General features: G+C 56.7%; 8 protein-coding genes. 1 reads left to right on the forward strand and 7 read right to left on the reverse strand.

Annotated features, from left to right (window positions below; translation table 11 throughout):
- Window positions 1–1,393: 1,393 nt before the first annotated feature.
- The 7 genes from VAE57_RS02880 to nifJ form a co-directional block, all read right to left on the reverse strand.
- Window positions 1,394–2,785, reverse strand: coding sequence for a dipeptidase (locus tag VAE57_RS02880; RefSeq protein WP_322820406.1), 1,392 nt, complete (start codon window positions 2,783–2,785; stop codon window positions 1,394–1,396).
- 56 nt (window positions 2,786–2,841) lie between these two features.
- Complete coding sequence (locus VAE57_RS02885) at window positions 2,842–5,376, reverse strand: SDR family NAD(P)-dependent oxidoreductase (protein WP_322820407.1); 2,535 nt, start codon at window positions 5,374–5,376, stop codon at window positions 2,842–2,844.
- A gap of 94 nt (window positions 5,377–5,470) precedes the next feature.
- The gene (locus VAE57_RS02890) at window positions 5,471–6,895 is read right to left on the reverse strand and encodes an aspartate aminotransferase family protein (RefSeq protein ID WP_322820408.1); all 1,425 of its coding nucleotides are present in this window, start codon (window positions 6,893–6,895) and stop codon (window positions 5,471–5,473) included.
- The gene (locus VAE57_RS02895; RefSeq protein WP_322820409.1) at window positions 6,892–8,229 is read right to left on the reverse strand and encodes an MFS transporter; all 1,338 of its coding nucleotides are present in this window, start codon (window positions 8,227–8,229) and stop codon (window positions 6,892–6,894) included. The genes VAE57_RS02890 and VAE57_RS02895 overlap by 4 nt, the downstream gene beginning before the upstream one ends.
- A 27-nt stretch (window positions 8,230–8,256) precedes the next feature.
- Entirely contained in the window at window positions 8,257–8,931 is a 675-nt protein-coding gene (locus VAE57_RS02900) for a TetR/AcrR family transcriptional regulator (protein ID WP_322820410.1), read from the reverse strand.
- Window positions 8,932–9,241: 310 nt separating this feature from the next.
- A complete protein-coding gene (locus tag VAE57_RS02905) occupies window positions 9,242–10,306 on the reverse strand; it encodes a dihydroorotate dehydrogenase-like protein (RefSeq protein WP_322820411.1) in 1,065 nt (354 codons plus the stop codon).
- Window positions 10,303–13,881, reverse strand: a complete 3,579-nt coding sequence (gene nifJ, locus VAE57_RS02910) for a pyruvate:ferredoxin (flavodoxin) oxidoreductase (protein WP_322820412.1) — start codon at window positions 13,879–13,881, stop codon at window positions 10,303–10,305. The genes VAE57_RS02905 and nifJ overlap by 4 nt, the downstream gene beginning before the upstream one ends.
- Window positions 13,882–14,121: 240 nt before the next feature.
- Here nifJ and VAE57_RS02915 point away from each other — a divergent pair, with 240 nt between their 5' ends.
- The gene (locus VAE57_RS02915; RefSeq protein ID WP_322820413.1) at window positions 14,122–14,679 is read left to right on the forward strand and encodes a DUF2064 domain-containing protein; all 558 of its coding nucleotides are present in this window, start codon (window positions 14,122–14,124) and stop codon (window positions 14,677–14,679) included.
- Window positions 14,680–15,262 lie beyond the last annotated feature (583 nt).

Genomic DNA, 15,262 nt, shown 5'->3' on the forward strand with positions numbered 1-15,262 from the left:
TCGGGCTGCAAGCGCTCCCTGTGGTATGGGCTATCTGTGGGGCGGGGGCTTCCAGCCCGCGTGGAGGCATCACCTTCGCTACCGTGTGGTATGGGCTATCTGTGGCGGGGGCTTCCAGCCCGCGTGGAGGCATCACCTTCGCTACCGTCAGGTACTGGCCGTGGCCGCTGATGCGCAGGCGCGAACCTATTGCAACAACACGTCTACGCGCAGGTAGCTCATGCATGCCCGACCGACTCGATGATCGAGACGAGCACATCCAGCATCCTCGTGACCAGGATGGGTAACAATGTACCATGCGCTGGACGTGTGTACGGCTGCTGCGGCAGCATGGCTGCCGCACTCCAAACTTCGCGCCACGCGCATGCCGAGCGGGTACGGCAACCCATCCAGCACGTGCTGGCACGGCTGGAGCGGCACACTGCCACCGGGCCATGAGCCGGGTAGGTGGGCGTTGGTATCCGGCATTCGGTCATACGCCTGTCGTCCAAGCGCACGATAGCACCGCGTGATGACAGCCGTTCAAGCACCCTGCCTCACGCTCTGTCGCGACGTCCCCCGCGGCCACGATGCCGCGTTCCATCCATAGATGCGGACAGCTCACGGTACGACTGATCCCTGGCGTGTTGCCCAACACAGCACCCATAGCGATCATACCCGCTGATACGCATGTGGTGAACACCGTAAGATAATTGTGGGGAATGCATAGGCGATGTGTAGGGGAAGGGAGAGCAGAAACCAACATTGAGGCGTCCTGACGAGGAAGAAATGGTGTTAGCTCATAGTTTCTGTCCATTTCTGAACCGGCGAGGGCTGAGGCGAGAGTGAAACATTGGGTCAGTCGCAAGTGCTGTTCAGGTGGTGGACGAGTCGGATGTTCAGGCTCCCAGGGTTAGACCGGTGCCTGTACGCAGTGCGCATCATGCAGGGATGGTGCCTGGAAGATCTTTGTATAGCGTGCAGAACTTCTATCGCATCAGATTTGATATGACAGGCAGGGGAACCGGTACGACCCGCAACTGTGTAGGTGTGGTGGGATGCGGAAGCATAGCTTGCGCATCCCAAGCCATGCGACCCGTTTAGCCCAAAGGGTGGAAGGAAGCCAATTCAGTACGTAACTTCGACGTGGATGCGTGCAATAGCTTCCAGGTTTTGCACCAGAGAAGTCTTTATCTTAACTCAAATTGCCACCTATGCAGTGAGCAGGCTATAGAGTCTGACTGTCAGGAAATATGACGTTGCATTCAACACCGTATGGCGCAACCGCATGAACGATGTAGGTAGTAGCCAGTTCCTATAGATGTGCTACGTCACACCTCACGGTATCAACCCAGATTATACCCATCTCCTCTGTGTCATCTATGTCTCTGTGGTGATAAAGGTAGCAACCTGGTTATCTTAAGACATACGCATCTGCCAGTTCAGCCAGGTAGTGAATGATCATTGCACTACCGCCAAACAGGCAGGGTAAAAATATCTTTTCATTCGGCGCGTGCAGATTGTCATCAGGCAAGCCAAAACCGGTAATGACGAGCGGTGCTTGCAGGTGTTTCTGGAAGGTTGCCGCAATTGGCAGGGTGCCTCCACCAATTGAGAAGGCCGCCGGTCTCCCAAATGCCTTTGCGAAGGCTGTTGAAGCCACCTGCACCGTCGGATGCCGATAATCAACCAGCACCGGCCACGACGCACTCAATACCTCTACCGATACCTGTACAGTTGATGGTGCCTGCTGCTGCAGGAAGTTCCGCACCAGTTCACCAATTTCAACCGGGTCTTGATGTGGTACCAGGCGCATCGAGAGTTTGGCCCTGGCCTGAGCCGGGATCACCGTCTTTTTGCCCGGCCCCGTAAACCCCCCGCTGATGCCGTGGATGTCAAAGGTTGGCCTGATACTGGCCCGCTCAAGTGGCGTAAAGCCCTCTTCTCCGGCCAGCGCCGGTGCACCGGTCAGCGCCTGCAATACCGCATCACTCACCGGCAGGCGATTGATCAACGCTCGCTCTTCGTCATCAACTATGCGCACCTTCTGATAAAATCCCGGCACCCGGACCCGGCGTGTCTCACCATCTTGCAGTACAGCAAGCAGGCGTACCAGTACGTTGAACGGATTATCTACTACACCGCCAAAGGTACCGGAGTGAAGATCGGTCTTTGGGCCACGCACAGTCACTTCCAGATAACAATTGCCCCGTGTGCCGTAGAGGATGAGCGGTTGTTGCGGGCTGAGCATCATCGAATCAACCAGCAACACCGCATCACAACGAAGCCTTTCAGCCTGATCGGCCACGAAACGATGAAGCAGCGTACTCGACACTTCTTCTTCGCCCTCGATGATCAATTTAACGTTAACCGGCAAACGACCGCTGGTCTGGAGCCAGGAAGCCAGGGCAAAGATCACGGCCATCACCTGACCCTTGTCATCGGACGCGCCGCGAGCATAGAGGTTCTCACCGACCAGTGAGGGTGCAAAGGGTGGTGTATGCCATTCAGCTAACGGGTCGGCAGGCTGTACATCGTAATGGCCGTAGATGAGCAGCGTTGGCGCTTGTTTGGCACCAATCCATTCGCTGTAGACCAGTGGCAGCCCGTGGTCAGCAACAATCTCAGTGTGGTGCATCCCAATATGCCGCAGGCGGGTTGCCAGCCATTCAGCGGCTCGCACCATATCGGCCCGGTGGGCCGGATCCATGCTTACGCTGGGGATGCTCAGCAATTCGTACAGGGCAGACAGGTGTTGGTCACGATGTTCCGTAAGATAGCTCAACGCCGCGGCCACCGGGGTCATCGCATCCTCCTTGATGAATAGCTTCGCCTGAACGAAGAATCGCTTTACCGGCTATTCTACTCTACAATCCACGGCAGACCGCTAACCGCACTGCTGCGTTGTTCGGGATCGGTGATGACGTTGATCAATGCCGGTTTTCCCGCTGCAAAAGCACGCCGTATAGCCGGCGCTAGTTCGTCGAGGCGCGTGACATGTTCGCCGTGCCCGCCGAGAGCACGGGCCAGTTCATCGTAACGGGTTGGGTTGAGCGCTGTGCCGAGAATAGCCGCGTCTCCCCACCGTCGTCGCTGACCGTCGCGCGTCTCACCCCAACCGGCATCGTTGGCGACGACTACAACGATCGGTAACTGGTGACGTACCGCGGTATCAAACTCCATCCCACAGAGACCAAAGGCACCATCACCCATAATTGCCACCACCGGCGCATCGGGTCTGGCCAGTTTGGCCCCGATAGCGAAGCCTAAGCCGACGCCAAGATGACCGGTACTGCCAACCCACAGCACACCGCTGGGGACATAAGCGTCGAGGTATTGGATGGCGAAGGCTGCACTGTAACCGCCATCGACAACTTTGATCGCTTCGCGGGGAAGACATTCGGCCAGCGCCTGCATCAGTTCAATCGAATGGATTGGGCGTTGATCGCGGGTCGATAATTGAGCCGCAGTAGCCGTTTGTTGGCGCATCGCAGTGATACTGCCGTGTGCCAGTGCCGGCCACTCTGCATCCATCGCCCACGACCCGGTTGCCGATACCATTGCGTTCAATTGCCGTAGTGCCTGCGCCGCATCAGCCACAATCCCGATCTCAATCGGTCGTGTCTTGCCAATACTTTCGGGATGGAGATCGATTTGGGCTACCGGTGCATCAGGTGAGAAGAGCGGCGGTCGTCCATAACCGATTGTCCAATCGAGCCGGGTTCCAATAACCAGAAAGGCGTCGGCCAAAGCGGCGGGCGACGGGTAAAAGCCGGCTGCCAGCGGATGATCGTCAGGAATGATTCCGCGTGCCAGGTTGCGCGTCAACACCGGAATGCCGGTTGTCTGGACAAAACGAATCAGTTCGGCTTCGCCATGCGCCCACCAGACCCCGCTGCCGGCAATAATCAGGGGGTGACGTGCCTTGCGTAGCATCTCGATCACTTGCCGGAGTAAGTCGGGATCGGCCAGCGGGCCACTCGTCACCCGATAGTGAAGCGGTTGAGGGACGGTCTCAACATCAATGGTTGCCTGCATTACCTCAAGTGGAAAATCCAGAAAGGTTGGGCCAGGCCGACCGGTAGTAGCATGTCTGATCGCAGCAGCCGTATATTCGGGTAGGCGCCTGGTCTCGAAGCAGGTGCGTTGCCATTTTGTGATCGAGCGCACGAGCCGGAGCTGGTCAATTGCCTGCATGACTCCAATATCCCGTCCGGCCAACGAACCCTGCGCCGAAACGACAATCATCGGCACCTGCGCTTCATAGGCCACCTCGATCCCGGCCACCGCATTCACCAACCCCGGTGCAGCATCGACGGTGAGCAAGGCAGGACGACGCGCCAGTCGGGCAAACGCATCGGCCATATGGGCGGCATGCATTTCGTTGCGGGCATCGATGACACACAAGCCCTCTTCGCGACAGGCATTGACAATCTGGTAGTTGTGACCGCCGACAATGGTGAAGGCATGGGTAACTCCGGCTTCCCGCAACGTTCGTACCACCAGCCAACCGCCATCACCGCGCACTTTCGGCAACGGTGGTGGCGTTGGTTCGGTTGTCAGCCGGTAGATAAACCGTACCAGATCATCGTGACTCATCTGCTGACGTAGACCCAGCAAGCCAGTACGATCAGGGGCGCCAACTCGCCGACGAATCGGTGGTGGATCGGCATCGGCAACGTCGAGAATAGCCTGGGCAACTTCAGCGGGATCACGCGCTGTCTCCCAGGCAGCGGATAGGGCAGACGCCATTCGTAAGACACGATCAGCGTAGGGGCTATCAGGTTTGAGTACCGAACGGGCCTGGGCAATCGCATTCGCCGGCATCGCCGTCTTGAACATCCCACAGGGTTGAATGACCGAGACGTGGATGCCGAACGGAGCCACCTCTTGATACAGGCTATCGGAAAAACCTTCCACTGCATGCTTGGTCGCAGTGTAGAGACCTTGAAACGGGAAGCCGATGAGCCCGCTATCCGATGAAAGATTGATGATCCGCCCACCACCAGCCGCCCGCATCACCGGCAGGACAGCCTGCGTGATCAGCATCATCCCGATGATATTGACATCGAACAGGCGCCGGATGTCGGTCAGTGACACCTCTTCAAGCGGGCCACCGTGACCCAGACCGGCGTTATTTACCAGCACGTCGATCCGTCCAAACCGGTCGATCACCGCCGCCACACCAGCCTGGATGGTCATGGGATCGGTGAGATCGATAACGACCGGCAATAGAGAGCCGTCTTCTGAGGAAGGGAGAGCGGCGAGCAATTCGAGGCTACGGTCGGCAGCAGCGACCCCCTCGCCACGATCGAGAAGCCGTCGCACGAGACTGCACCCAAAACCACCTCCGGCACCGGTGATCAACCAGATTCGTCGAGAGGTTGTTGCCGTCATACTACCCCTTCCTGCAGCTATGCTGCATCATAAGCAAGGCCAGTACGCCATCAGTTACAACCGACACCCGGGCAGCAGGTGACAGAAACTATTGCTAAAACAACGCATTGAAGACATCAATTACCAGCTCATTAGCAATCGCATCGGGCAGAGCATCGAGCACTTCGTTAATCAGAGCCATATCGGTCGGCAACCGGCCTTCAGCCAACCCGATGGCCTGCCAGAGCTGTTGGACAGCGGACGGAGAATGATCAACGGTCAGCGCACGAACGGCCATCTCAACCAGATTGCGGTCAACCGGCGGCCAATGGCACACCTCGGCGACGCAGGCCGCAAGGTCGGCGAGCAGTGCATCAACGTAGCCAGCCACCCCATACGAAACCGAGAAATGGATGTTCCGTGGCGAGTGAGGAGCTGACAATTGGGGCTGAACGTACCATCCACGCCGACGCATCGCATCGGCCAGTTGAAAGACGTTGATAGTTGGTGACGCCACAGCCACCATACTCATCACCGGTTGACCCAGCACCTGAAGATCGGGAATTGCCGCAATCCCGGCAATCAGACGGTCGGTTGCGTCCTGAACAGCCGCCACGATCTGACGATAGCCGACGGCACCGAGGTAACGCAAGAGTGCCCAGGCCGCCGCCAGCGGCCCCGCCGAACGAGAACTGAGCACCGTTGGGTTGATGACCGTATAGGCTGTGGTATCGGTCGAAGCAAACAACTGATAGCGGCGCAACGCACGGTGGCGGTAGAGAATAACCGATGCCCCTTTGGCAGCGTAGCCATATTTATGCAAATCAACCGAAAGCGAGGTCACCCCTGGCACACTCAGATCGAAGGGCGGAATCTCACGTCCTAACTGACGCAGAAACGGCAGATACATCCCACCAACACAGGCATCAACGTGGCAAAGCAGGCCGTGTTCCTGGGCAAGTGCTGCGATGTCGGCCACCGGATCGAGCGCACCCTGGGCATACGAAGGAGCTGACGCCACCAGCATAATGGTACGTTCGTTAATCGCGGCCCGCATTGCCGCCACATCAGCCGCGAAGGTCACCGGGTCAAAATCCACCACGACCGGCTTGACGCCCAGATAGTGCGCCGCTTTGTGAAAAGCAGCGTGGGCAGTACGCGCGAGCACCATTTCGGGTTGCTTAATCGCAGGCCGTTGGTGGCTTGCCCAGTCACGAGCCGTCTTCACCGCGAGCAAAATGCTCTCAGTCCCGCCCGCTGTTACGTTCCCACACGTCTCTTCATCACCACCGAGCAGATCGGCAACCATCCGCACCACTTCCTGTTCAAGGTGAGCGGTGCTGGGAAAGGTGGTGGGATCGAGGCAATTCTCGGTCAGATAATAGAGGTACGCCTGTTGCATGAGATCGGTTGCCGCTTCATCTGGTTGATAGACATACGCCCACACCCGACCGTGTCGCCAATCGAGATCGGTCATTTTAAAGCGATGTAGTGCGCTAAGAATTTCAGCTGGAGCCATCCCGATAGCAGGAAAACTCACGACACAACCCTTTCTGGCGCCAATGCAGCTTTCGGCGCTCGCTCCAACGGATACTTCCACATACAAAAGACGATGATCAGGGCGGCGATAATTGTCGTGCCACCGATCAGAAAACGAATACCCCAAATGGCACCAGGAGTTTGCAGATCGCTCCCGGCGACATAGCCGGCCAGCGACAGAACACTCGCAAAGAGCACCCCTTGCGCCGAGAAGGCCAGTTTGGTAATCCCACCATTCATTCCGAAGAAGATGCCTTCCCGGCGCACACCATGGCGAGCTGCATCGTCATCGATCACCTCAGAGATCAGCGGGAACGGCATCAACATCGAGCCGGCAAGCCCTGGCACCACCAGCAGTGTGCCCATCAGACCGGAGACAAAATCGGTTGCCAGCATCATCATCACAAAACCGGGAATAAAGCAGAGGCTGGTAATCATCCAGGCGCACCGCGGTCCGATCCGGGTTACCAGTGGTCGCCAGGCCAGCAGCATCGGAATGGTGAGCAAAATCGGCACTCCCAGCAAGATCGCTTCTGCATCGCCACCGCTCAGCCGGATACCGACCACTTCGATAGGCCCCTGAATGCCCAGCGCATATTTGCGCCAGAATGGGAGCATAGCAGCTAGTGCCAGCCAGACATACTCTTTGGCGATGTTCGCACCGATAAACCAGCGAAACGCTCGACTGGCGAGTGTAATCCGCAACGCAGCGAGCAGATGTACCTGCTGACCGTCATGCTGCACCGGAGCTTCACGCACCCCAATCATTGCGATCAGGTAGCCCACCCCTACCAGCGTTCCCATGATTGCCCCCATCCAGATGTAGCCCACCGTCTCGGCCAGAATCGGCGCCAGAATAAACGACAGCAGAAGGGCAACGGTCGCCAGCACCTCACGGGTTGCCGACAGATTGATCCGTTCGCGTAGATTGGGGGCCACTTCAGGAAAGAGCGCATTGTAGGCGATAATGGTCAGGCTGTAGAGGGTATCGAAGATGAACAGAATGATGAGAAAATAGGCGGCTAACAACCAGGGCGATTGTCCCGGCGGTGTCCAGAGAAAAAAGAACGAGAGGCCGAGCGGCACTGCGCCAAAGACCACATACGGCACACGCCGCCCCATCGGTGTGCGCGTGCGGTCGGATAACTGCCCCATCAGGGGGTCATTAATCGCATTCCATAAACCGTAGATCGTCCAGATAATACCGGCAGTAGCGGCACTTAGCCCTAATACATCCACATAGTAGAACTGAATCCGATTACCGAAGACCTGGTAGGCAATCGTGTTGGCAAAATTGCCCATCGAATACGTGATGTAGCGCAGCAGCCGACTCATACCTCGCTCCTTCCTGGATCACCGCCCTTATGTGCTATTGCCGGGTTCTGACGGATCGGGAAAGCCCAGCAACCTGGCCGTGTAAAGGTGCAAAAACTGTTTAAAGGCGGCCACCCGCTCCGGGTCGGCAGGATCAAGTCGCAGACCGGTCGGATCGAGTGGCCCACCGGCAAAGTAGCCGTAGAGTATCCAGGTAAAGCTATGGAGGATGAGACGCAAATCAGGTGTTGGCGCAATAGAGCCGGCAGCCTGCGCACGCTGCAAGAGATCAAGCACCAGCGTATAAAGCGGTGCCGAGACTTCAGCTTCCAGCGCACCCGGCGAGTCATCCTGTTCAAGCCAGCGCCGTAGCCAGAGGCGCGGCATTTCGGGATGGGTCAGCGTGAGATCAACCAGCGCGTCAATCAGAGCATTGAGACGCTGTTGAAGCGCTACCGGATCAGAGATAAGCGCTGTTGGCAGGTCACCAATATGAGCACTAATCACCGCCTGTTCACGTTCGGCTAACCGCCGAAAAACACTCCGGTAGAGATCGAGCTTGCTACCGACGTGGTAGTGAATGGTTGCGATATTCAATCCCACGGCTGCGGCCAGCGCACGCATCGACATGCCGTGATAGCCATAACTGGCGAAGAGTGCCGCGGCGGCAGCGAGAATACGCTCAGCACTCCCACCGGCTTCGGTCTGACTTTCATGCATCATTGCATCGCTCCTAAACTGCTGGGCTGCTATGAACAGGCTGCAATCTGCGGTGATAACCTGGTCCAGGATGATAGTGATTGAGCGATTCACCGACTCATTTGTGCGCTGTTGTGAGACGCTTCATTGCGTGGATGTATTTAATCAATCGCTTGATGGAATGAAGTATAGACATACGACGGGTGGTTGTCAAGAGATCGGGTGATGATGGTAGAGCATCTTATCCGTTCAAGATCATTGTGCATCAACACACCGACGGTCTGGGTGTCCAGACCGTCGGTGGCAAGGAAGGCAGCAATGCATACGTCGAAGACTATGTCTCGTCGATGAACGGATAGAGCATCCGACCGGTCAGATCGGTATGGCTACCCAACGCATACGGTGGTCGGTAATCTTCCAGTACCCGAATGTAGTTGGCCCGCTCAAACGCTGCCGGCTCGGCCACTGCCCGTTGGCTCATACTCCCACGGAGCTGAGAAATCGACTCATACTCGTGTTCGGTGAGCCATAATTCCATATCGTGCAGAATACTGCGCAAGACATCGGGCGCCCGCCCACGCAGCAGGGCTGAAGCCATCATGGCTACGCTGGCACCTGCCATCAAGCCCTTCAGAGCATCAATGGCACTATGCACACCACTACTAATCGCGAACTCCAGTGGAATCCGCCCATACAGCAGGGCGATCCAGCGCAACGGCAAACGTAATTCGGCTGACGTGCTCAATTGCAGGTTTGGGCGCACCGTCAGTTGTTCGAGATCGAAATCGGGCTGGTAAAAGCGGTTAAACAGCACCAGCGCATTCGCGCCGGCTTCCATCAATCGCCAGGCAAAATTGGGCAAGGCAGTGACGTAGGGGCCGATCTTGACAGCCAGGGGAATGGTGATCTCGGCCCGCACTGCCCGCACCAGTTCGACATACATATCTTCGAGTTCGCTGCTGGTGATGTTGGTATCCACCGGTATGAAATAGATATTCAATTCGAGTGCATCAGCTCCCGCTTCCTGGATCAGACGGGCATAACGCACCCAGCCCCCGGCCGACACGCCGTTGAGACTACCGATCACCGGAATACTCAACGCACGTTTCAATGCCGCCACCTGTTCGAGATAGCGTTCCGGGCCAACGCTGTACACACCATGTTCGGGCAGATAGCTGAGCGCTTCGGCAAAACTCTCGGCACCATGGCTGAGCATCCGGTCAAGTTCGAGGCTGTTTTGAATGATCTGTTCCTCGAAGAGCGAATACATCACGATTGCGCCCAGGCCGGCCTCTTCAAGCTGGCGGGCCAGCTCAACGTTCCGGCTAATCGGAGACGCCGCGGCGACCAGCGGTGTGCGCAGTGGCATCCCCAGATAGGTCGTACTCAGATCAATCATCGCAGCCCCTCCTTCGTTTCAGCCAGCAGCTCATTCGCCATCCACTGTAAATGGGACCATTTCAACGCTACCTGCCGCCGCAAACTGGCAAGTAACTGCTCGTAGCGAGCCGGATTGGCCTGTTGCAACATCTGGAAGCGTCCTTCGCCACGCAGGTAGACTTCAGGATCGACAGTCGGTGCCTTCGAGTCAATCGTCAGCGGTGAACCTTCGTGAATGGCCGGGTTGTAACGATAGAGTGGCCAGATCCCCGACTCGACGGCCAGGCGCTGTTGTTCAAGCCCACGGCGCAGATCGTAGCCGTGCGCAATGCAGTGGCTGTAGGCAATGATGAGTGAAACACCGGGATAGGCTTCAGCCTCCTGGAAGGCGCGCAGAGTCTGGACATCGTCGGCCCCAAACGCGACGCGGGCTACATAGACATCACCGTAGGTCATCGCAATCTGGGCCAGGTCTTTCTTCACGCCACCCTTGCCACCGGCGGCGAACTTGGCAACTGCACCGGTTGGCGTTGATTTGCTGGCCTGGCCACCGGTGTTGGAGTAGACTTCCGTATCCAACACCAGAATGTTCACGTCGCGCCCCGAGGCGAAGACGTGGTCAAGACCACCGAAGCCAATGTCATAGGCCCAGCCATCACCCCCCACAATCCAGATGCTGCGTCGGATCAGCACATCGGCCAGCGCCAGTAGATCACGCATCTGTGGTGCTTCTGGCGGATTATCCTGCAACAGCTCGGTCAGGCGCTGCTTGAGGATAGCTACCCGTTCACGCTGTTCACGAATCCCGGCTTCTGTGCGCTGATCGGCATTGAGCAAGTCTTCAACAAACTCAGCACCGAGCAATGGCCGTAACCGCTGAAGCAGCATCTGCGCATGCGCGAGTTGCTGATCGATGCTCAACCGCATCCCCAGCCCAAACTCACCGTTATCCTCGAAGAGCGAGTTACACCAGGCCGGTCCCCGCCCCTCGACGTTGGTCGTCCACGGGGTGGTCGGCAAGTTCCCACCGTAGATCGACGAGCAACCGGTCGCGTTTGCGATGATCGCCCGATCACCAAAAAGCTGGCTCAACAACTTGAGATAGGGTGTCTCGCCACAGCCGGCGCATGCGCCGGAAAACTCCATCAGCGGCACAAACAACTGCGTATGCTTCACGCTACCCATCGGGATCTGCGTGCGGTCAATGTCAGGCAGCGAGATGAAGAAGTCCCAGTACGTCACCTCACGTGCGCGAATGGGGGCTTGTGGTTGGAGATTGACGGCCTTGCGACCGACAGCCCGCTTGTCTTTCACCGGACAGGCTTCAACACAGAGGCCACAACCGGTACAATCTTCGGGTGCAACCTGCAAGGTGTAACGCTGGCCGGGAAACTCTTTGAAGCGGGCCGGTGCGCTCTGGAAGCCTTCAGGAGCGCCGGCGAGTGCCTCTTCAGGGTACACCTTCGCCCGAATCGTCGCGTGCGGACAGACGAAGACACATTTGTTGCATTGGATACAGATATTCGGATCCCAGACCGGTATTTCGAGCGCGATATTACGCTTCTCCCATTTGGTTGTCCCGGTGGGGAACGAACCGTCGATTGGAATTGCACTTACCGGCAACTCATCACCGCGACCGGCAATCATCGCGCCCAGGACATCCCGTACAAATGCGGGGGCGTTGGCCGGTACCGGCGGTCGCATCGCCAGACCGTTATCTTCAGTCGGCGGTGGAATGGGCACTTCGTAGAGGCGATCAAGGGTGCGATCCACGGCTGCCCAGTTCTGCCGTACCACCGTCTCGCCACGCCGACCGTATGTCTTCTTAATAGCCTGCTTGATCGCAGCAATTGCCTCATCGTGCGGCAGCACACCGCTAATGGCAAAGAAACAGGTCTGCATCACGGTATTAATACGTCCGCGCATGCCGACTTCATTGGCGACAGCGGTGGCATCAATCACATAGAAGCGTAGCTTCAGATCACGAATCTTGTGCTGTACCACTGACGGTAACTGATGCCAGACCTGATCCGGGCCATAGGGGCTATTCAGCAGGAAGACCCCATCGGGTGCGGCATACTGCAACACATCAAACCGTTCGAGGAAGCTAAACTGATGGCAGGCGACGAATTGTGCCTGACCCTTGCCGATCAGGTAGGGCGTTGCTAACGGTGATGGGCCGAAGCGCAGGTGCGAAATGGTTACCGATCCCGATTTTTTCGAGTCATAAACGAAATAGCCCTGAGCGTAACGTTCGGCATCACCTTCGCTACTATCACCGATGATCTTGATACTATTCTTGTTTGCGCCGACGGTACCATCAGAACCAAGCCCCCAGAACACACAACGGACGGTACCCGGCGGATCGATACAGAGGTCCGGATCATATTCGAGGCTAGTGTTGCTCACATCGTCGATAATACCGACAGTAAAGTGCGCTTTCGGTTGGGGCTTGTTCAGCTCGGCAAATACTGCTGCCGCCATGCCTGGCGTAAACTCCTTCGACGAGAGGCCATAGCGGCCACCGATGATCGTGATCGGCTGCCCACGCAGGGCGGCAACGACGTCGAGGAAGAGCGGTTCACCGGCAGCTCCCGGTTCTTTAGTGCGGTCAAGTACGGCAATCGCTCTCACCGTTGGCGGCAGGACGGCACGGAATGCGGCCTCTGCAAACGGACGGAAGAGCCGAACCTGTATCACCCCAACCTTCTCCCCCTGTCGATTGAGATAAAAGGCGGTCTCACGGGCTGTCTCACCACCCGAACCCATCACTACAATCACTCGCTCGGCATCAGGCGCGCCGAAATAGTCGAAGAGGTGATACTGCCGACCGGTGATACCGGCGAAACGATCCATCTGCTCTTGCACAACGGCAGGGAAGGTATCGAGAATCGGCTGGATACGCTCACGGGCTTGAAACGCTACATCGGGATTCTGTGCGGTACCGCGAATGACCGGATGTTCTGGCGACAACGCATGCGCTCGCTGATCATGAATCCACTCATCTTTAATCATGGCCCGGATTTCGCCATCCTCAAGTGCAATGATTGTATTTACTTCGTGTGAAGTACGAAATCCATCGAAGAAGTGGATCACTGGCAACTTCCCGGCCAGCGAACTGGCGTGGGCAATCAGGGCCAAATCTTGCGCCTCTTGGACTGAAGCCGAAGCCAGCATGCCTACACCGGTCGTCCGCGCTGCCATCACATCGGATTGATCGCCAAAGATTGATAATGCCTGCGTCGCGACGGCCCGGGCAGCCACATGAAAGACACCGGGGGTCATCTCAGCCGCCATCTTAAACAGGTTCGGGATCATCAACAACAAGCCCTGAGATGCCGTAAACGTCGTTGTCAAGGCGCCGGTCTGCATCGCACCATGCAGCGCACCGGCAGCTCCACCCTCTGATTGCATCTCGTAAACAGTGGGCACAACACCCCACAGATTAGGTTTACCGGTGGCGGCAAAGGCATCGGCCAGTTCCCCCATCGGGGTTGAAGGAGTTATCGGATAAATCGCTATCACTTCACTCAGTTGATAGGCAACATTCGCAACCGCTTCATTGCCATCGAGTGTAATCCGTCGAGATCCCATTATTGCCTCCTTGCCTGTATGCAGGAATCGTTTTGCCTGCCTTGTACCAGTATAGACATAGCAAGGGAAGGCTACTGATAAAACTCAGGCAACCAGCGGTGATGATTGCTTCATTCTGTAACCGTTCGGCACAAAAATTTCATCTATTTTTTAACTTCAGCTCAACTTTCCTGTTCCATGAAAGACTACGACCGTCTATAATAGGCGTGGTTTCGCATACAGGTACTACTGGAGAAGCGCATGCAGCGCACAACCCTGATCCTCGACCGATCATCTGCTCTGCGGGAGACCTTTGGCATTGAGGCTAGTTGGTGGTCTAACGCCTTTGTCACCGACCTTCAGGCACTGGTTCTGCGGGTAACCGGTGTTCCTGCTCGTATCACTACGACCATTCAGATCGCTGCTGAAGCGGTTGAGAGGCCGTTGTTGATCCTGAGCGGCGACACTCCTCACCTTCCCGAAAGCCGCATCCGCGATGCGTATACATTGCTGGATAACTGGGCAGACCTGGTGATCGGCCTGTGTGATCGTGGCGGCTGGTATGCGCTGGGAGTACGTCAATCAACAGCGATAGGCAGGATTCCGGTAACCTTAGAAGAGCTTCGCCCCTGGTTGGACAGTCTACAACGACGTGGCCTGCACGTTGCGCGCCTCCCACTCTGGTTTCGGATTACCTATCCCTCCGACCTGGCAACGCTGGCTGTCGCACTCCGTACCATGCCGGGCAATTATGCCCCGGCAACCCGTCATCTTTTAGGTGATAGCGAGAGTGCCCTGGAACGGGAGTGGGGGGCGTAATTGTTGGTTCAATATCTTAGCAAGGCGATCAGAGAAAGGGTGGCCTGAGACATAGAGAGCGGGAAGAGACGACCAGATCACACAATGAAAGAAGACCACCCTGGCTATCCACGAGCACAGACTCCGCTGAATGACATCCTCACACAACAGCAGGTGGCAGTGCCTCGCACATCATACTAACAACAAACATCAATCGGCCCTGGGAAAGCCGAAATGAACAAGAATGAGGACTTCTCCAGTGCTCTCTTTGCCCAACCAGGACTCGCTTGCATCACCATCGATAAGCCAGATATTGTCCCTGGAGCATGATAACGCTGCCTGGCGACCAAATCTCTCTACCAATTCGACCAGATCGAAACAGAGTTGAAAGTCTTCCCCAACCTAATGGCACCTCATTACACCACATCGGGTAACAATAGCCCACAGTGCAGAAATATTAACCTGTCCATTGTCAGGCGTAGCTTGACAACGAATAATTGGTATTACTACGATTATTCTAATCTGGTGATCAACCCCACCACAATCACAACACCAGACGTGCATTGTCGTCATCACCACACATTCCTCCGCCCCTAAACCACGC

The organism is Chloroflexus sp. (genome assembly GCF_034434295.1).
GTDB lineage: Bacteria > Chloroflexota > Chloroflexia > Chloroflexales > Chloroflexaceae > Chloroflexus.

Coding starts and splice junctions, on each gene's coding strand:
- VAE57_RS02915 (WP_322820413.1), top strand. CDS start 14,122: ATGCAGCGCACAACCCTGATCCTCGACCGATCATCTGCTCTGCGGGAG.
- VAE57_RS02880 (WP_322820406.1), bottom strand. CDS start 2,785: ATGACCCCGGTGGCCGCGGCGTTGAGCTATCTTACGGAACATCGTGAC.
- nifJ (WP_322820412.1), bottom strand. CDS start 13,881: ATGGGATCTCGACGGATTACACTCGATGGCAATGAAGCGGTTGCGAAT.
- VAE57_RS02900 (WP_322820410.1), bottom strand. CDS start 8,931: ATGATGCATGAAAGTCAGACCGAAGCCGGTGGGAGTGCTGAGCGTATT.
- VAE57_RS02885 (WP_322820407.1), bottom strand. CDS start 5,376: ATGACGGCAACAACCTCTCGACGAATCTGGTTGATCACCGGTGCCGGA.
- VAE57_RS02895 (WP_322820409.1), bottom strand. CDS start 8,229: ATGAGTCGGCTGCTGCGCTACATCACGTATTCGATGGGCAATTTTGCC.
- VAE57_RS02905 (WP_322820411.1), bottom strand. CDS start 10,306: ATGATTGATCTGAGTACGACCTATCTGGGGATGCCACTGCGCACACCG.